Annotated in this window: 16 protein-coding genes and 2 pseudogenes; 1 reads left to right on the top strand and 17 read right to left on the bottom strand. The window is 43.8% G+C overall.

Annotated features, from left to right (window positions below):
• Window position 1 precedes the first annotated feature (1 nt).
• The 16 genes and pseudogenes from ytaF to C5I45_RS06010 form a co-directional block, all read right to left on the bottom strand.
• The gene (gene ytaF, locus C5I45_RS06075) at window positions 2–634 is read right to left on the bottom strand and encodes a sporulation membrane protein YtaF (protein ID WP_014305562.1); all 633 of its coding nucleotides are present in this window, start codon (window positions 632–634) and stop codon (window positions 2–4) included.
• A gap of 136 nt (window positions 635–770) precedes the next feature.
• Window positions 771–1,601: a DNA-formamidopyrimidine glycosylase gene (gene mutM, locus C5I45_RS06070; RefSeq protein WP_015387866.1), complete on the bottom strand. Its 831-nt coding sequence runs from the start codon at window positions 1,599–1,601 to the stop codon at window positions 771–773.
• A 24-nt stretch (window positions 1,602–1,625) separates the two neighbouring features.
• Complete coding sequence (gene polA, locus C5I45_RS06065) at window positions 1,626–4,265, bottom strand: DNA polymerase I (protein ID WP_014305564.1); 2,640 nt, start codon at window positions 4,263–4,265, stop codon at window positions 1,626–1,628.
• 246 nt (window positions 4,266–4,511) lie between these two features.
• The gene (gene pnpS / locus C5I45_RS06060) at window positions 4,512–6,251 is read right to left on the bottom strand and encodes a two-component system histidine kinase PnpS (RefSeq protein ID WP_015387864.1); all 1,740 of its coding nucleotides are present in this window, start codon (window positions 6,249–6,251) and stop codon (window positions 4,512–4,514) included.
• Window positions 6,244–6,963 carry a response regulator transcription factor gene (locus C5I45_RS06055; RefSeq protein ID WP_003152457.1) on the bottom strand — a complete coding sequence of 240 codons (720 nt, stop codon included), beginning with the start codon at window positions 6,961–6,963 and terminating at the stop codon, window positions 6,244–6,246. Before C5I45_RS06055 ends, pnpS begins: the two co-directional genes overlap by 8 nt.
• A 215-nt stretch (window positions 6,964–7,178) precedes the next feature.
• Window positions 7,179–8,117 carry a malate dehydrogenase gene (gene mdh, locus C5I45_RS06050; RefSeq protein WP_058906275.1) on the bottom strand — a complete coding sequence of 313 codons (939 nt, stop codon included), beginning with the start codon at window positions 8,115–8,117 and terminating at the stop codon, window positions 7,179–7,181.
• A gap of 45 nt (window positions 8,118–8,162) precedes the next feature.
• Window positions 8,163–9,434: an NADP-dependent isocitrate dehydrogenase gene (icd, locus tag C5I45_RS06045; RefSeq protein WP_003152454.1), complete on the bottom strand. Its 1,272-nt coding sequence runs from the start codon at window positions 9,432–9,434 to the stop codon at window positions 8,163–8,165.
• Window positions 9,435–9,594: 160 nt separating this feature from the next.
• A complete protein-coding gene (gene citZ, locus C5I45_RS06040) occupies window positions 9,595–10,713 on the bottom strand; it encodes a citrate synthase (protein ID WP_003152453.1) in 1,119 nt (372 codons plus the stop codon).
• 815 nt (window positions 10,714–11,528) lie between these two features.
• Window positions 11,529–11,867 carry a hypothetical protein gene (locus C5I45_RS19630; RefSeq protein WP_032859290.1) on the bottom strand — a complete coding sequence of 113 codons (339 nt, stop codon included), beginning with the start codon at window positions 11,865–11,867 and terminating at the stop codon, window positions 11,529–11,531.
• A 169-nt stretch (window positions 11,868–12,036) separates the two neighbouring features.
• On the bottom strand, window positions 12,037–12,189 hold the full coding sequence (locus C5I45_RS19740; RefSeq protein ID WP_017418344.1) for a hypothetical protein: 153 nt from the start codon (window positions 12,187–12,189) through the stop codon (window positions 12,037–12,039).
• Window positions 12,179–13,312 carry a Rap family tetratricopeptide repeat protein gene (locus C5I45_RS06035; protein WP_025853231.1) on the bottom strand — a complete coding sequence of 378 codons (1,134 nt, stop codon included), beginning with the start codon at window positions 13,310–13,312 and terminating at the stop codon, window positions 12,179–12,181. The genes C5I45_RS19740 and C5I45_RS06035 overlap by 11 nt, the downstream gene beginning before the upstream one ends.
• 282 nt (window positions 13,313–13,594) lie before the next feature.
• A complete protein-coding gene (locus C5I45_RS06030) occupies window positions 13,595–13,981 on the bottom strand; it encodes a terpene synthase (protein ID WP_107994273.1) in 387 nt (128 codons plus the stop codon).
• Between the two features lie 153 nt (window positions 13,982–14,134).
• Window positions 14,135–14,248, bottom strand: a pseudogene (locus C5I45_RS06025) (peptidoglycan-binding domain-containing protein); the annotation flags it as partial.
• A gap of 201 nt (window positions 14,249–14,449) precedes the next feature.
• Window positions 14,450–14,860, bottom strand: a complete 411-nt coding sequence (locus C5I45_RS06020) for a YjdF family protein (protein WP_025853235.1) — start codon at window positions 14,858–14,860, stop codon at window positions 14,450–14,452.
• A gap of 162 nt (window positions 14,861–15,022) precedes the next feature.
• Window positions 15,023–15,159, bottom strand: a pseudogene (locus tag C5I45_RS19735) (peptidoglycan-binding domain-containing protein); the annotation flags it as partial.
• Window positions 15,160–15,283: 124 nt separating this feature from the next.
• Window positions 15,284–15,748 (bottom strand): DUF441 domain-containing protein, encoded by a 465-nt coding sequence (locus C5I45_RS06010; RefSeq protein ID WP_003152447.1) that lies wholly within the window; start codon window positions 15,746–15,748, stop codon window positions 15,284–15,286.
• A 97-nt stretch (window positions 15,749–15,845) separates the two neighbouring features.
• Here C5I45_RS06010 and ytvI point away from each other — a divergent pair, with 97 nt between their 5' ends.
• Window positions 15,846–16,961 (top strand): sporulation integral membrane protein YtvI, encoded by a 1,116-nt coding sequence (gene ytvI, locus C5I45_RS06005; protein ID WP_003152446.1) that lies wholly within the window; start codon window positions 15,846–15,848, stop codon window positions 16,959–16,961.
• A gap of 32 nt (window positions 16,962–16,993) precedes the next feature.
• On the opposite strand, the gene C5I45_RS06000 is transcribed toward ytvI, so the two are convergent.
• The gene (locus C5I45_RS06000) at window positions 16,994–17,377 is read right to left on the bottom strand and encodes an FxsA family protein (protein ID WP_003152445.1); all 384 of its coding nucleotides are present in this window, start codon (window positions 17,375–17,377) and stop codon (window positions 16,994–16,996) included.
• Window positions 17,378–17,429 lie beyond the last annotated feature (52 nt).

Genomic DNA, 17,429 nt, shown 5'->3' with positions numbered 1-17,429 from the left:
CTTACATTTTCCAAATCCCGATGATAATCAGCAGGACTCCCGGCAAAAATGTCATTTTATCTATCCAATTCCACCTTGAAAGCAAATGCCCCGCGTTTATGCCGAGTGAAACAAACAGCGAGCTCATCACCCCGACAGTCACGCTCATCATAACCGGAGAAAAGCCGAGAATGGCCGCTCCCAGCCCGGCGCCAAACGCGTCAATGGATAAGGCGATACCGAGCAGAAGCGCCTCGACTCCGTTAATGGTTCCGGATTGATCAATATCGGCGCTGGTCGGTTTTTTCAAAATATGAATGACGATGCCGAGCGATTTCACTTCAAGATTAAGCAGCGTTTTTTCATGCAATAAGTAATCCGGCTCTTTAGCCGGTTTAAAAAATTGCCAGATGACCCATGCCCCTATTCCGATTAAGATCAGCCCGCCCAGTTTCTCCGTGACGGATACGGGAAAAATCTTTGTCAGAAAATGGCCGATCAGCATGGATATAAACATCACAGAGGCTGAACAGCAGGCGATCACGGCAATCGCTTTGAACGGGATTTTCATTTTTCTCAAACCGTACGTAAACCCGACTGAAAAACTGTCCAAGCTGACAGCAAAAGCCAAAAGCAGCAAAGAAACAATCTCCATATCCGTTTCTCCCTTTCTCTTGATCGGCAATTGTGACATATGCCTATTGGGTGAATCACAATATATATATGGAGAAAGGTCATCAACTGTGTTAGAAAAAAGTCATTCTGCTGCCGCCTGCTTGAACAGCTTCAGTTTATGATTTTTTTTGGCAGCGGGCGCAAAAATGAGTGCCCCTTCCGCCGACCACGATTTTAGAAATCATCGTGCCGCACGTTTTGCACGGTTCATCCTTTTTGCCGTAGACGTAATGTTTGAGCTGAAACATTCCGATCTCCCCTTGAGAATTGATATAAGACCGGACGGTGCTTCCGCCCGCGTCAATCGCTTCCTGAAGGGTGTCTTTAATTTCTGTATGAAGCGTTTTTATCTGCCCGTCCGACAGACTGTTCGCTTTTGTCTCAGGATGAATACGCGCCCGGAATAAAGCTTCATCGACATAAATATTGCCGAGGCCGACGACCGCTTTTTGGTCGAGCAGGGCGGTTTTCACCGCGCGGTTCGTTTTTGCAAGCCGCTCTTTTAAATAAGCGGCGGTAAATGCTTCATCATCGGGTTCGGGCCCGAGCTGTGAAAGCGGTAATGCATTCCGTTCCTCTCCCGGCGCAAACAAATGCATCGTGCCGAATTTCCGGACATCCCGGTAGCGGAGCTGTGTTCCGTCCGTCATGTGAAACACGACGTGCACATGTTTATCGTCAGGCTCATCGGCCTGATGAAGACCGTATTTCCCCTCCATACGCAGGTGGGACACCATGACATAATGATCCAAATGGAAAAGCAAAAACTTTCCCCTTCTTCCGATGGATCGGATCGTTTCTCCTGCAATCTGCCGCGCGAATTCCTCCGGCTCGGCGGGTTTTTTGATGATATTCGGCCATCTGATATCCGCCGATTCAATCGTTTTCCCCTTCACAAGACCGGTCAGAGTGCGCCGGACCGTTTCAACTTCTGGTAATTCCGGCACAATCATCACTTCCTTTTTTTCTGTTTATTTTGCATCGTACCAAGACGGCCCTGAAGCATAATCCGCCTTCAGCGGCACGTCTAATGCCAAAGCATGCTCCATTACTTCAGGAACCAGCTTCTCTAATATTTCAATTTCTTCCTTAGGCGCTTCAAAAATCAATTCATCGTGCACCTGAAGCAGCAGCCGCGCCTTCAGGTTTTTTTCTTTCAGCTCAGCTGCCATGTCAATCATGGCTTTTTTAATAATATCGGCGGCGCTTCCCTGAATCGGCGTATTCATGGCCGTCCGTTCCGCAAAGCTCCGCAGGTTGAAGTTGCGGCTGGTCAGCTCAGGGATATAGCGGCGGCGCTGCATAAGTGTCGTCACATATCCTTTTTGTTTCGCTTCCTGCACCGATTCTTCCATATACGCCTTGACGCCCGGGAAGCTCTCCAAATAGCGGTCAATAAAAGCGCCCGCTTCTTTCCGGGTGATGCCGAGGTTTTGCGACAGCCCGTAATCACTGATGCCGTAAACGATCCCGAAATTGACGGCCTTTGCCTGGCGGCGCATCGCTTGTGTCACTTCATCTTCACTGACATGAAACACGTCCATGGCGGTTTTTGTGTGAATGTCCATGTCATTCGTAAACGCTTCGATCAGATTTTCATCTTTTGAAATATGCGCAAGCACCCTTAATTCTATTTGTGAATAATCGGCGGCGAAAATAAGCCAGTCCGGTTCGGACGGTACGAAAGCCTGACGGATTTTCCGCCCTTCCTCCAGCCGGATCGGAATATTTTGCAGGTTCGGATCCGTTGAGCTGAGGCGTCCGGTTTGAGTCAATGCCTGATTGAATCGTGTATGCACCTTATGAGAATCCTTGCGCGTGACTTTCAGCAGCCCTTCAATATAAGTCGATTGGAGTTTGCCGATTTGTCTGTATTGCAGAATGTATGCGACGATATCATGTTTGTCTGCGAGCTTCTCAAGCACATCAGCTGAAGTGGAATAGCCTGTTTTTGTTTTCTTTACTGGCGGCAGACCGAGTTTTTCAAACAGAATGACGCCGAGCTGTTTTGGTGAATTGATGTTAAACGGCTCACCGGCGATGTCATGGATTTTTTCTTCATATTCTTTCAGTTTTGCCTTGAGCTCTTCTCCCATTCGCTTCAGTCTTTCCACATCCACTTTGACGCCCATTGATTCCATTTCTCCGAGAATTAGCGCAAGCGGGAGTTCAAGATCTTCATAAAGCTCAAGCTGATTATTTTCTTCCAAAGCGTCAAGCAGTTTGTCACGGAGGCTGTTAACGGCAGACGCTTTCCGCGCGAGATGATCGGCAAGCTCTTTTTCAGCGGGAACGGCGCGTTTTGCGCCTTTTCCGTATACTGCTTCATCTTTTGAAACGATATTCAGCCCGTATTCTTTCGCTACGCTCGCGACATCGTCGTACGAATTGCCCGGGTTTATAATGTAGGCAGCAAGAAGCGCGTCAAATTCCGTTCCCTTCAGCTCAATTCCCTGCCAGCGCAAAGCGACGACGGAACGTTTGCTGTCGAACACCCACTTTTTCATCGATTCATCTTCAGCCCAAGATTTAAAAGCTTCAGACTGAATGGCGATTTCTTTCGGAATATAATAAAGACCTGTTTCATTCACGATGGAAAAGCCGAGGATCGGTTCTTCGTGATAGTTATCACCGATTTGTTCGACGACCAAAGCGGACGGCGAAACAAGCATATCTTCGGTGATTTCTTCTGCCGTTTCGACATTGATGTCTTCAAAATTTTCTTCCGCCGTTTCCCCGCTTTCTTCACCGAGCCGCTCAAGAAGCGTATTAAAACCGAGGTCTTTAAAAATGGCAACAACTTGTTCACGGTCAAACCCTTGGTAATCTAAATCTTCGGGCTTGACTTCAATCGGCGCATTTGTCATAATCGTCGCCAGCTCTTTGCTCATCAGGGCTTGTTCCTTATATTCTTCAAGCTTTTCTTTTAATTTTTTTCCGCTGACTTCATCAATGGAATCAAGCAGTTTCTCAACCGAATGGAACTGCTTTAAGAGCTTAATCGCGGTTTTTTCTCCGACGCCGGGGACGCCCGGTATGTTATCGGATGAATCTCCCATTAATCCCTTCATATCAATGATTTGCAAAGGAGTCAGACCGTACTTTTCCCGCACGTGCTCCGGCGTGTAATCTTCTACGTCGGTAATGCCTTTTCTCGTAATGGCAACGGTCGTTTTCCCGGTTGCAAGCTGGGTTAAGTCCTTGTCCCCCGAAACGACCTTCACTTCGAAGCCGTCTTTTTCAGCAGATACGGCAAGCGTGCCGATAATATCGTCCGCTTCATATTCAGGAAGCTCGTAGCGGCTGATGTTGTAGGCATCGAGGAGCTCACGGATGAACGGCATCTGTTCTGAAAGCTCCGGCGGCGTTTTTTGTCTTCCGCCTTTATATTCTTTAAACGTGCTGTGGCGGAAAGTGGTTTTTCCCGCATCAAAAGCCACCAGCATATGGGTCGGTTTTTCATCCTCCAGCATTTTCATTAAAATCATCGCAAACCCGTATACGGCATTTGTATGAATGCCTTTTTCATTGCTTAAAAGCGGCAATGCAAAAAACGCCCGGTACGCCAGACTGTTTCCGTCGACAAGCACTAATTTTTTTCGTTCCGTCATTCAATATCCTCCTAAGAGCAAAAGCTCGTCATTCCTCTGTTTTTTAATCTCACAGCTTCTCTTATTTTAACAAAGTTCAATTTGAAAGGAAAATGAGCGGACCCCGTGAAAACGCAAAAAAGGACGGGAACAAGAAAACGCGTTCCCGCCGTCAAAATTGGCTCCTTGGATGAAGGGGTTCTGTTATATCCTAACAAGATAGGTTTAACAGGTCATGAAGAAATTGTTAATCCTTTGTAAAGCTGATCACGCTGCCGGCGGCCGCTTCAGCGTCACAGTGAACACAGTTCCCTGTCCAGGCTCGCTTGTGACTTCGATTTTACCTTCATGGGCTTCTATTAAGTGCTTCACGATGGCGAGGCCGAGGCCGGTTCCTCCCGAGTTGCGGCTTCTGTCTTTATCCACGCGGTAGAATCTCTCAAATATCCGCGGGATCTCTTCTTTCTGAATGCCGATTCCCGTATCGGACACTTTGATATCGACAACGGTTTCTTTCACATGTACCGAAATCCCCACCGTCCCTTTTTCAGGCGTGTAGGTCAGGGCATTGTTCGCCAGATTCAAAAATACCTGCTTCAGCCTGTGCGCATCACCCGTCACAAAAATCGGCTCTTCCGGGAGATCGAGCTGAAAGCTGATGCCTTTTTCCTCAGCCTTATGCTGCAAAAGCGCCTCAATTTCATGCAGAATTTTTGCAGCATCAAAGGACTCTACGCGCATCGTAAAGTTTTGCTGCTCCATCTTGGATAAATCCAATAAATCCTGCACGAGAGATTGGAGCCGCTCACTTTCTTTCAGAATGATAGACAGAAAGTCTGAAAGCGCCTTTTCGTCTTTCATCGCTCCGTCTAACAGTGTTTCCGTAAATCCTTTAATCGAGGTGATCGGTGTTTTCAGTTCATGGGAGACATTGGCGACGAAGTCCTTTCTCATCTGCTCCAATTTTTTAATTTCCGTCATATCGTGAAAAACGAGGACGATGCCCTTCCATTCATCATCAGGGCCCATGATCGGAACGCCGTCAACTTCAAAGTAGCGCCGCTCAATGTTGATGGGAAGTCTGAGCAGCTGGCATTTTTTCGTCTCCGTCATAAAAATGTCTTCGACAAGCCGAATGATCTCCTCATGTTCAAACGCATCGTGGTAAAGGCGCCGAAGCAGACGTTCAGGCTTTGTATGAAACTGCTTCGTGTATGACCGGTTCACGAGATTGATAAAACCTCTCCCGTCTATTAAAATCAAACCGGATCCGATATTTTCAATGACGGTTAACAGACGATCGCGCTGCATATCCTGCGTTCTTGTCATTTCCATTAAATCGACCGCCAGGCTGTTCATCGCACGCCCGAGACGGTCCGACCGCCTTGCGTAACCGCTGTAGGAGCGGGCGTCGTAATTCCCTTTGGACAGCTCCGTCGCCACCTTTGTCGCGGCGTCGATTGATTTTTTGTAACGCGACGTCATGTTTGTATAAAAGAAAACGATAATGATAAAAGCGGTACAAAGACTTGCTGCCAGCATGCCCCACATTTCTCCGGTAACGCTTGAACCGCCGTTGATATCCGAGGAAACGAGTACATACCCCGCAATTTTCCCGGCGTCATTTTTTACGGCAGTGCCGCGGATGACTCTGCTTTTCGACTGTACGGCTTCCTCGCTTTTATTGTGAGAAATGAACTCCTTTACGGCTGAATCATCACCACGACTGCCGGAATGATATACGGCGTCACCCTTCTCGTTGAGCAAGGAGACGTTTATACCGAGGGTGCGGCCGGCGTCACGGATTACCGTTTCATTGCTTTTATTGCCGATTCGGCCGGTGTCAAGAAGGCCCGCTATGTATACCGATTCCTTTTTCAGCTGATCCGCCGTTCTTTCTTCAGCGGATGAAGAAATAAGCTGCTGTAAAAAAAGGCCGAGAACACTGAAAACCAATATGATACATACAACGAGTAAAGCGAACAGACGCACACGGACTTTATTCATTCATTTTTGGCTCCTCCAGTTTATACCCCAAACCTCTGATTGTTTTAATATAGATGGGTTTTTTGGTATTTGATTCGATTTTGTCGCGCAGATGGCTGATATGAACGTCAACAATCCGGGTATCCCCGGCAAAATCATAGTTCCAGACCGCGCTCAGCAGAAGATCTCTCGTCAGCACTCTTCCCTTGTGTTTTCCCAAATACAGAAGCAGTTCAAATTCTTTAGGCGTCAATTCCAGCTGTTCTGACTTGAAGTACGCTTCGTAATGCTCCGGAAGAATTTTCAGCTCGCCGATGAGGATCTGCCCGTCCTTTTCCTCTTCTCTGCCTTGTGACAGCGAAGAAATGTCAGCCCTTCTTAAAATGGCTTTCACCCGCGCAGTGACTTCCCGCGGACTGAACGGCTTTGTCATGTAATCATCCGCTCCGAGCTCCAGTCCCAGCACCTTATCAAATTCCTCATCTTTTGCTGTCAGCATCAAGATCGGAACCATCATTTTCTGCTGTCTGAGCTGTTTACAGACGTCGATTCCGTCCACTTTCGGCAGCATGACATCCAGTACGATTAAATCCGGATTTTCATTCTCTGCCAGCTCCAGAGCCTCTTCACCGTCTGATGCGGTTATGACATCATAGCCGGACCGTTCCAGATTATACTGTAAAAGAGTAACGATAGATTGTTCATCATCTACAACTAAAATTTTTTTGTTCATGCTGCGCCCTCCGCTGTCTATTTTCCCCGACATCCAATTTTCTCTATTTTATGTGCTGCATATCACTTTATGATTTCATTTTATCCAATACTGCCCGTTCAGACAATTCGCCTTTTTGATCATTTTCAGAGAAAGGATCGCTCAGGGAAAAAGAAAACGCTTTCATTAATTGTAAAAAGAGGAAGGCTTCTGATTCGGAAGCCTTCCCTTTTTTCTTATGACAATACTTTCATCACGTTTTTGACAGATTCAACTGATTTACTCAGCTGCGCTTTTTCATAGTCTGTCAGTTCAAGCTCGATGATTTGCTCCAGGCCGTTTCCTCCGATAATCGTCGGTACGCCTAAGTAAATGCCTTCATGACCGTATTCGCCTTCTAAGTAAGCGATGGTCGGAAGCACGCGGCGCTGATCTTTCAAAATGGCTTCTACCATTTCAGTCAGTGATGCAGCAGGCGCGTAGTAGGCGCTTCCGTTTCCGAGAAGGTTGACGATTTCCCCGCCGCCTTTTCTTGTGCGTTCTACAATCGCATCAAGACGTTCTTTCGGGATAAGCGTTTCAAGCGGAATGCCGCCAGCATAGGAATAACGGACGAGAGGAACCATGTCGTCACCGTGTCCGCCAAGAACAAAACCGGTCACATCTTTTACAGACAGGTTTAATTCTTCAGCGACGAATGTTCTGAATCGCGCAGTGTCAAGCACTCCGGATTGTCCGATGACGCGTTCTTTCGGGAAGCCTGATTCTTTGTACACCGCATATGTCATCGCATCAACAGGGTTTGTCAATACAACGATAATGCAGTCAGGAGAATATTTCACGATCTCACGTGTGACGCTTCTCATGATTTTTTCGTTTGTAGATACGAGATCATCACGGCTCATGCCTGGTTTTCTCGCAATTCCGGCTGTGATGACGACGATATCAGAACCGGCTGTGTCCTCGTAGTTGGACGTGCCTGTGATTTTCGCGTCAAATCCTTGAACCGGACTTGCTTCGAGCATGTCTAGCGCTTTTCCTTTTGTCGGGTTTTCTAATTGCGGAATATCAACGAGCACAACGTCCGCAAGCTCTTTTTGAGCTGTAAGAAAGGCTGTTGTCGCTCCCGTAAATCCTGCTCCGATAACAGAAACTTTACTGCGTGTTTTTCCCATGATTCTCTTCTCCTTTTTTGGCTTCATTAGAAGTCTGCTTTAGGTTCAGTCCATGTTTTTGATGAGCTCTTCACCGAACTCTGAACATTTCACTTCGGTTGCACCGTCCATTAATCTAGCAAAATCGTACGTTACTACTTTTGAAGCAATCGTTTTTTCCATAGATTTAATGATCAAGTCAGCAGCCTCATTCCAGTTCAGGTGTTCCAGAAGAAGCACTCCTGAAAGGATGACGGATGACGGGTTGACCTTGTCAAGGCCGGCATATTTAGGAGCAGTTCCGTGAGTCGCTTCGAAAATCGCATGCCCTGTTTCATAGTTGATGTTCGCTCCCGGCGCGATTCCGATTCCGCCTACCTGAGCGGCAAGCGCATCAGAGATATAGTCTCCGTTTAAGTTCATTGTCGCCACGACGTCGAATTCGCTCGGACGGGTCAAGATCTGCTGAAGGAAAATATCAGCGATGCTGTCTTTGACGATGATTTTTCCTGCCGCTTCCGCTTCGCTCTGCGCTTTATCAGCCGCTTCTTTTCCGTCTTTTTCGACAATGCGGTCATATTCAGCCCAAGTGAATACTTTATCTCCGTATTCTCTTTCGGCAAGCTCGTAGCCCCAGTTTTTAAATGCCCCTTCAGTGAACTTCATAATGTTTCCTTTGTGGACAAGCGTGACAGACTTACGGCCGTTTTCGATCGCATACTCAATGGCAGCTCTGACTAAGCGGCTTGTGCCTTCTTCAGAAACAGGCTTGATCCCGATTCCTGACGTTTCAGGGAAACGGATTTTGTTAACGCCCATTTCATTTTGCAGGAAGCTGATCAGCTTTTCAACTTCTTCAGAACCTTTCGCATACTCAATTCCGGCGTAAATATCTTCCGTATTCTCGCGGAAAATGACCATATCCGTATCTTCAGGACGTTTGACCGGAGAAGGCACTCCCGTGAAATATCTGACAGGGCGCAGGCACGTAAACAAATCAAGCTCCTGTCTCAGCGCCACGTTCAGAGAACGGATACCGCCGCCGACCGGCGTCGTCAGAGGACCTTTGATGGCGATGAAGTACTCTCTGATGTCTTCCAGTGTTTCGGCAGGAAGCCACTCACCTGTTTTATTATAAGCCTTTTCACCGGCATAAACTTCTTTCCACGTGATTTTTTTCTCGCCTTTATATGCTTTTTCAACAGCGGCTTCCAATACTTTAGAAGCGGCATTCCAAATATCAGGGCCTGTGCCGTCGCCTTCAATAAACGGGATAATCGGATTATTTGGTACGTTTAATACTCCATTAGAGACTGTAATTTTTTCACCTTGTGACACAATATTACCTCCCAGTATGTAATTCATATTTAGAAAACATTTTATTTTTCTTGTATAAAAAATAAAATGACTTTTCTCAAGATTCTATCAAAATTGTAAACCAATCCGGGCTTGATTAACAAGAGGCTAACGACATGAAAATCACCAGCCTCCCGTTTGATCAGGCTCTTTCATCAATCGGAACAAAAGTCTGCTTATCCGGACCCGTGTAATCAGCGCGCGGGCGGATGAGGCGGTTGTTATCGTATTGTTCAAGAATATGGGCGATCCATCCTGACATTCTGCTGACCGCAAAGATCGGCGTGAACAGATCGTGATCAATGCCGAGACTGTGGTAGACAGATGCGGAATAGAAATCAACGTTAGGCGGAAGTTTTTTCTCCGACGTCACGATTTCTTCGACACGGATTGACATCTCGTACCATTTGCTTTCACCCGTCAGATTCGTCAGGCGTTTGCTCATTTCTTTTAAGTGTTTGGCGCGCGGGTCTCCATGCTTATACACACGGTGTCCGAAGCCCATTACTTTTTCCTTTTTCTCCATTTTGCTGCGGATATAAGGCTCGGCGTTTTCCACTTCGCCGATTTCTGTCAGCATTTTCATGACGGCTTCATTGGCTCCGCCGTGAAGCGGTCCTTTTAAAGCGCCGATGGCGGCAGTGATGCCTGAGTAAATATCAGATAAGGTGGCGACACATACTCTCGCCGTAAATGTTGATGCATTCAGCTCATGATCCGCATGAAGAATGAGCGCTTTGTTAAACGCTTCCACTTCGATCGGAGAAGGCTCTTCACCGTTTAAGGTGTAAAGGAAGTTCTCCGCGATTCCGTACTCTTCCTTCGGTTCAACAGGATCAAGTCCTTTGCGGATTCTTGAGAAAGCGGCGACAATGCCCGGCACTTTCGCCTGCAGACGGATGGCTTTTCTGTAGTTCGCTTCCGGATTCATGACATCGGCTTCACTGTCAGTCAGACCGAGTAATGAAATCGCCGTCCGGAGCGCAGCCATTGGATGTACGTTATTGAGGGGATAGGATTTGAAGTGCTCAATGATTTCTTGTGGAACGGCAGCTTCTTTCGCAAGCTGTTTTTTCAGTTCAGCAAGTTCCGTTTTATTCGGCAGGCGCAGATGCCACAGCAAATAAATGATTTCTTCAAAACTTGCATTCTCTGTCAAGTCGTCAATATCGTACCCTACATATGTAAGGGTATCGTCGATAATAGAGCTTACAGATGATGTTGTTGCTACAACCCCTTCAAGACCGCGTGTTGCTGTCATATTCAACCTCTCCTTTTCAATCAAAATTCCCCTTTAAAGAGTATATAAAACATACGGCTTACTTAAAATGAGTCATGCAAACAATCCCTTTCCCCTTTAAGAAAATGCTTACATTTCACTGGTTGCGGTTACATAACCGGTATGCTTATAGAGGAACATAACAAATTCTTATAAGCTTATTTAAGTTTAAGCCTATTCTTATTATAAACAATAATCTGATTAATTTGTAGACTTTTAACTAAAAATGTTTTAAAAGCCCTATATATCAAGGCTTGGCGTTGATAAATTTAATCGCTTGCTTTCAGATGCTTTGTAAAACCATGTATTCTCATGTTTTCATTTGGGGGAGCTTTGGGGAAACTTTAAAAGGACAGGCGCAACAACTTCACCGCAAATCCCTCCTTCTTTACCGGAGAAGGAGGGATTTTGTTTACTTGACTGAATCAATGTTCGGATCAGCTTCGGAAATCCATGTCTTGGTTTTAGTTGGCTCAAATTTTCTTATAAATATCTTTGTTGTTACTTCTTATTTCGCTTTTGTGTATATAACGATCCATGTGTATTTTTCTGCGGACTTCAAACGAATATCACCCTTTGAAGCAACATAACCTGTTACTATACTTGTAAATGCAACAGCCGAAGCCCCCGCCTAAATTAAAAGTTGCAGTCAAATATCTTGTAATATGGTACATACCTATACCACCTGATGCCGCCGAAGCAACTGCATAAGCCGGTATCGTATAATATGGTTTCAATTGCCCGTCCCATTTCGCCTGAACATAAGCTGCATTTTTCAAGACATTGCTTGAGGCACATTAATTTAATCCAGCAGTATGATAAACCATCAAATTTTCAATACTCACATTAGGGTCTAAATCGGAGGTAACAATATTTCCTCTATTACCCTCTTCCTTTTCTGTGGCAAAAGCCAAAGTAAACCCACTAAACACCAGTGACCAGGAAATAATACCGATCACCAAAGACTTGTTGGTTCTTAAAAACCCACAGGTCTTTCTCCTTTCAAATACACGTTTAAGTTTGTTTTTGAAAACGCTGCCTTTTTTTGAGTTATTTAAGCTATGATTTGAAATAGGGGGGTGGAAAATGAGGGAATTGATTTTGACAATAATAAACGCAATAATTTGTGGTGTCATCGTTTATTATGTTAGTTCCTTAGGTTTTCTGCTGCTAGTCATTTGTTTGTTTATCCCCACCTATATTATTATGAAATTAATGTTTTTTTAATAAGAGAAAAAACAAAAATACTTGACAATAAAAAAAGATGCAACCTTTTAAAAGGCCACATCTTTTTTAGTTTCGAAATCATGTTTGCAGTCGCGCAGCTAGTTGTATTACCTCGTTATCAGTTTTGGCTGCATTATGATGAAGATGAGTCGTGTTTCCTACAAAAGCAATTACACCGAACGTAATAGCGAAAGCAGAGACAGAGAAACAAATTGCTTTTTTAATATTCATACAAACAATCCCCCCGCTGTATTTGAAGTTGAGACTCCACCATCTTATCATAAAAAATTGTAGCCATTTCAAAGTCCTTCATTTCTTTGAAAAAATTTGCTGTTAAAAGTGTTAACTCTTCGACATACGAATACATATGAATATTTTCAAGCTTACTTAAAATTTCCTCAAGGCTTTCTTTGTTAATGGGTTCAGCAAATAAAACGTATAAAAACTCTGTTAATAAGCAAAACAAATTGTCGTCATATTTTACTGCTGTTTTTAAACCTTCTTTTAAAGCTTGGCCTGCCGCGGCTGTTTTCTTTTGTTTAAATAATACTATGGAAAGTGAATAATATGAATGGGGCAGAGTTCTCAATTTCATTTCTTCACCAATCTCAATTGCTTGTCTCAAATACGCTTCGGCCTTTTCTTCTTGTCCCATGTAGTGATAACTTTCACCCAAATTATAAAGAGCAGAGGAAATCAACCTTTTATGACCAAATTCTTGCGAAAGCTTCAAGGCTTCCTTAAGATGCTGTAATCCTTTTTCGTAATGTTTAAAATCAAGATAATTACCCACAATTACAAATAAACTTTGAATTTTTCGGACGGTATAAAGCGGATTTCGATCATAAATTTCTAACGCTTTTAGAATATGATGCATGGATACGTGCGTTTGTTTCATATTATAATAAGCCTCTGCCAACTTAAAATGAAACTCAGCTTGTTCTATTTCATCAGAGACATGATGAATTTCCATCTCTGCTTTACGATAAAAATTAATTGCTTCTACATATTGCTTCTGATCAAATTCGTACATTCCACGAAAAAAATGCGAGTAATATTTTAAGAGGCCGGTAAGTGTTTTTTGTGGTTTCTCAATCTTCTCAAGTAGTTCTGTGGTGGTTGGCCTATCAGACCTATACTTTATTTCTGGGTTTAGATAATCCAGCATAAGTTGATGACGAAAAGTCATGAGCGAGTAATAAATAAGTAAATACTCGTCTTCTTCCATTTCTTTTATTTCGTTTTCCACTTCGGCTTTTAAAATTTCCGCGTCTGGCACACTAAATTGACGAATCATCTTGTACCACTCGTTAATTTTAACGCCTACATGTGAAGACGGTAATACTTGGTCCATGCATTCCCCTCCTCCTCTTTTGATTTATTTTCCACTAATTTCTTATTTTCTGTAAACGAAAAAATACCGCAATTTTCCTAATTAACCGAAAATAACAAAAAGTGATAGCGATTTTGGAAATAGAACATCCATGAATAAAACACTTATATACACCCTTGCGGATGCTAAACTTACGATTTTCGTCAAGTATATTTATGCTATAAAGAGAAACTAGAAGTCTATTTTTTGCCTTAAAAAGGAGTACAGAAATTATCTTCTGTACTCCAAAATCTAAATAAGAAATCAATCTTGAGATAAATAAATCCAATTTATATCGTCAAATTCTTTGATAACATCATCTGATCCTATACTACGTAAAATTCTATTAAAGAAAATGATGTCATCTTCATCATCGTAATCATATAAATTCTTTTGAACATATTCTTTAATAATAAAATTCGTTAAATTTGTATGATTAACAAATTCGGAAAAGTAAGATCTTATAAAAATTGAATCATCTTCATTTAATTTTTCATCATTAACAATTGAAATCTTAAAAACATTTAAAATTGCATTAATATCTTCTTCATCCATATAACACAATGGTGCTATTTTTTTGTCTTCTTCTGTAAATGGCTTTCGAGTATCTTCAATTATTACGTAAGATAAAATGTTACCATCTTTCAGCACACGAAAAACTTCTAAATCATAGCATTATTTCCCCCTACTCAAATATTAAAACCCAAACCTACTGTTACACCTATTTAAAGCTACTATTGTTATCACATATGCAGGATTCAATAATATATCAATCCAACTATATTTAGAAATTTTTTTCGTTCTTTATCTAATTTTTCTTGTTTCTTTAACGCTGATTTTCATCTTTTTCTTTGGTCCATAAATGCCGTCAGCAGTCATGCCGTACATGGACTGGAATCGTTTGACTGCATTTGCGCTGTTGTCGGCCCGTAAATATCCTCATCAAACCGTTCATCAATTGAAACTGACTCATTTACTGATGTAGGTGAAGTTAAATAAATGCAGAAAAACCCTCCTCATCTCGAGAAGGGCTCGATTTCTGCTTCTTTTTTCTAAATCAGTCCGAAGAAAAAACTGATGCCGCTCAACTTTTTAATCGAAGGGCTTCGGGTTCTCCAACTATTTGCCCCTATGCTTTTCTTTTGCTTTTTGTTTTCTGATTAAATATTTTTGTTCCTTTATTTTTTCTCTTTGTTTTCTGTTCAGTTGTTTTTTCTTTTCTTTTCTTGCTTCAAGCTCCTGTTTTATCGCTTTTTGCGCCTTAGTTGATATCCCGATATTTTTCATCTCTTCAGAAGCTTGCCGTTGTAATCTTTTTGGGTTTAACTTCTTAGATTTTGCTTTAACACAAACCCCTGCTTGTTCAGTACGGGAGAGAGTCTGTAAAAGTTGATTATGAACAAAATGCATGATTTCTGAATCCTTGGGCTCTTGTCCAAACAAATGACGAATGGCTCTTAATTTCCCATCATTCACAACTTCAATGACTCCTACCCAAAACTGACCATCGTAGTAAACCGTTAATTTCATAACGATTCCCTCCTCCTAAATTTACTGAAGAATGATGGACATCCCGAGGAGGGGAAGGTTACTGACATTTTAAATAATGCATCCGGACTACCAACCGAATTGTGTTTTTTCATTCTCATTATAAATTTAACAAACTTTCAAATTGAAGGAAAGGGTCTCCGCTTATTTTAACAACACTTCAAGTTTTGATTTGGTTCAAGTGCATAAATTCCATCAGCTTTTAATCCATTCATCAATTGGAACCGCCTTACTGCATCCGCTGTCATCGCACAATATGCGCCGGCGATTCCGAAGTTCTTTGTTACATGGTAAGCCACTTCATTCCTCGGAATAATGCAAATGGCATTTGTCTGAACTACAAAATGCCCTGCAAACTCTTATTTTCACCCGCAAAAAAAAGCAGCTTTACGCCGCTTTTTTACTTTATGAAGTGAATATTTTAACGATTTGCATGGCCAAGTAGGCGATTCCGGCGCCGATTAACGGGCCGACGGCGACGCCTCCGAAAAGCGCGACGGCAAGTATCGTGCCGATGACCAGCGCCGTTGTAATATGAGGGTCGTTTTCCAATAAGGTGAGACCGTTTTTGGCGATTAAGGCAACCGCGATCCCGGCACCGAGAGCGATCCACGCATAATATGATTTCATCGCTTCTCCGAGCTGTTTAAAACCGATATCACCTGTGGCAATCGGCACTAAAACGGCGATTGTAATGACGGTGACCCCCCAGTTGATGCCTTTTGACTGAATAACCGGAAATAGTTTCTGATCAAGACCGACAGCTTTTATCACAATGAGAAAGCCGACGGCAAAAAGCAATGACTGATTTTTGGCTACCAATGCGATGGCCAGCAATAATAGTAAAAATAAATTCGCCTGTGTAAACATCCTGAAAGCACCCTCTTTCATCATATCTGTAATCATATCCTTTTTTTTGACGAATAAACTAATGTAATAGGACGTGCCGACCGAGAGGAGGATCGATGTGAATCCGCACTATGCAACTGTTTTTTTCCGCGCGCTGTTTGTACTCGCTGCGGCCGGCGGCGCTTTAGCGGCCGGTTACGCCTCATTTCCGTTAACTTATCCGTTTCTGATCGCCCTTATTCTGTCATCAGCGATCATTCCCGTTGTTGACTGGCTGGACAAACTGACGGGGCTGCCCCGGTCAGTCAATACAGTCATTGTCCTGGTCTTCTTTTTGCTTATTCTTCTCGGCGCGGCAACATTTCTCGTTGCGGAAATCATTTCGGGAACCGCCTATCTGGCCAAAACGCTCCCTCCCCATATCAGCGCCTTTATGACGTATTGCGAAGAGCTGTTCACTTCCCGCATTCAGCCATTGTACCACGAGCTGACCGTCCTATTTAACGGGCTGGAAACCAATCAGCAGGCCTCCATCGTGACGCATATTCAGACCCTCGGTGATACAGCCGCTAAAAATGCGGGACTCATGCTTTCACATCTTTTGGAGCTGGTGCCGAAATGGATTGCTTTCCTTCCCAATACAGCTGCCGTCTTCATTTTCGCAATGCTGGCGACTTTTTTTATGACAAAGGACTGGCATAAGCTGAAGGCGCTGCTTTATTCCATTTTTCCGGAACGGGTTTCGGCAAACGCCAAGGCCGTATCGGGAGAGCTGAAAAAAGCGATGGCAGGTTTCATTAAGGCGCAGGCCGTGCTCATACTTTTCACGATGATCATTGTCTTTATCGGACTTTTTCTTTTAGGGATTGAGCATGCGGCAACCATCGCCTTTTTTATCGGCCTGGTTGATCTGCTCCCGTATCTCGGCGCCGGGTCGGTCTTTGTTCCCTGGATTATGTATTTGGCCATTGCCGGTCAGCTTCCTCAAGCGATCGGTCTCGGTGTTTTATATATTGTGGTTCTCATTCAGCGCCAGCTGACGGAGCCGAAAATTTTAAGCAAGTCAATCGGACTTGATCCGCTTGCGACCTTAATCGCCCTGTTTGCCGGCTTTAAATTGTTCGGAATTTTAGGACTGGCTGCCGGGCCCGCGCTGCTCGTTTTCATTCAGGCCTTTATCACAACGGGCGCTCTAAAAGAAATATGGGCCTATATTACTGTTCAATCCAAATAAAAACAGCAGCCCTGTAAGAAGGCTGCCGTTTTTTATTTGATAATGATCCGCTTGTTTTTTGACATCCCTCTCAGCCATTTGAACAAAAACGGCTTCATGCGGTTCCGAGTGAACGGAATCAGAAGACAGGCCCCTGCAATATCGGACAGAAAACCCGGAAGCATCAAAAGCAGGCCTCCGAAAAAGACGCATATTCCGTCAAGAAGCGCTTCCCCCGGCATTTTGCCGTGCTGCAGGTCGCGCATCACCCGATGATACACATCGGTTCCCTGTCTTTTTGCCACCAAAGCGCCTAACACGCCTGTCAAAATGATGAGAAGGAAGGTCGGAAAAATACCGAGCCATTTTCCCGCCAGCAGAAACAAACCGATTTCAATTGCCGGACATACGATAAACAGTAAGAATAACACTCTCATTTTTCTGCCCTCCTGCCCTTCTAAAAGCGCGTCACCGCCCGCATGGGAATAG

Origin of the sequence: Bacillus sp. ZY-1-1, from assembly GCF_003047165.1 — a bacterium.
Lineage (GTDB): Bacteria > Bacillota > Bacilli > Bacillales > Bacillaceae > Bacillus > Bacillus velezensis.
This window is presented reverse-complemented; position numbering and strand designations above follow the sequence as displayed.

Bases quoted from the DNA above. Each gene is read 5' to 3' on its own strand.
- C5I45_RS06010 (WP_003152447.1), bottom strand. From the start codon at position 15,748: ATGTTTACACAGGCGAATTTATTTTTACTATTATTGCTGGCCATCGCA.
- mdh (WP_058906275.1), bottom strand. From the start codon at position 8,117: ATGGGAAAAACACGCAGTAAAGTTTCTGTTATCGGAGCAGGATTTACG.
- C5I45_RS19740 (WP_017418344.1), bottom strand. From the start codon at position 12,189: ATGAATATTAAAAAAGCAATTTGTTTCTCTGTCTCTGCTTTCGCTATT.
- citZ (WP_003152453.1), bottom strand. From the start codon at position 10,713: ATGACAGCAACACGCGGTCTTGAAGGGGTTGTAGCAACAACATCATCT.
- polA (WP_014305564.1), bottom strand. From the start codon at position 4,265: ATGACGGAACGAAAAAAATTAGTGCTTGTCGACGGAAACAGTCTGGCG.
- C5I45_RS06035 (WP_025853231.1), bottom strand. From the start codon at position 13,312: ATGGACCAAGTATTACCGTCTTCACATGTAGGCGTTAAAATTAACGAG.
- C5I45_RS06055 (WP_003152457.1), bottom strand. From the start codon at position 6,963: ATGAACAAAAAAATTTTAGTTGTAGATGATGAACAATCTATCGTTACT.
- ytaF (WP_014305562.1), bottom strand. From the start codon at position 634: ATGGAGATTGTTTCTTTGCTGCTTTTGGCTTTTGCTGTCAGCTTGGAC.
- C5I45_RS06000 (WP_003152445.1), bottom strand. From the start codon at position 17,377: ATGAGAGTGTTATTCTTACTGTTTATCGTATGTCCGGCAATTGAAATC.
- C5I45_RS06020 (WP_025853235.1), bottom strand. From the start codon at position 14,860: ATGAAATTAACGGTTTACTACGATGGTCAGTTTTGGGTAGGAGTCATT.
- C5I45_RS19630 (WP_032859290.1), bottom strand. From the start codon at position 11,867: ATGACACCACAAATTATTGCGTTTATTATTGTCAAAATCAATTCCCTC.
- pnpS (WP_015387864.1), bottom strand. From the start codon at position 6,251: ATGAATAAAGTCCGTGTGCGTCTGTTCGCTTTACTCGTTGTATGTATC.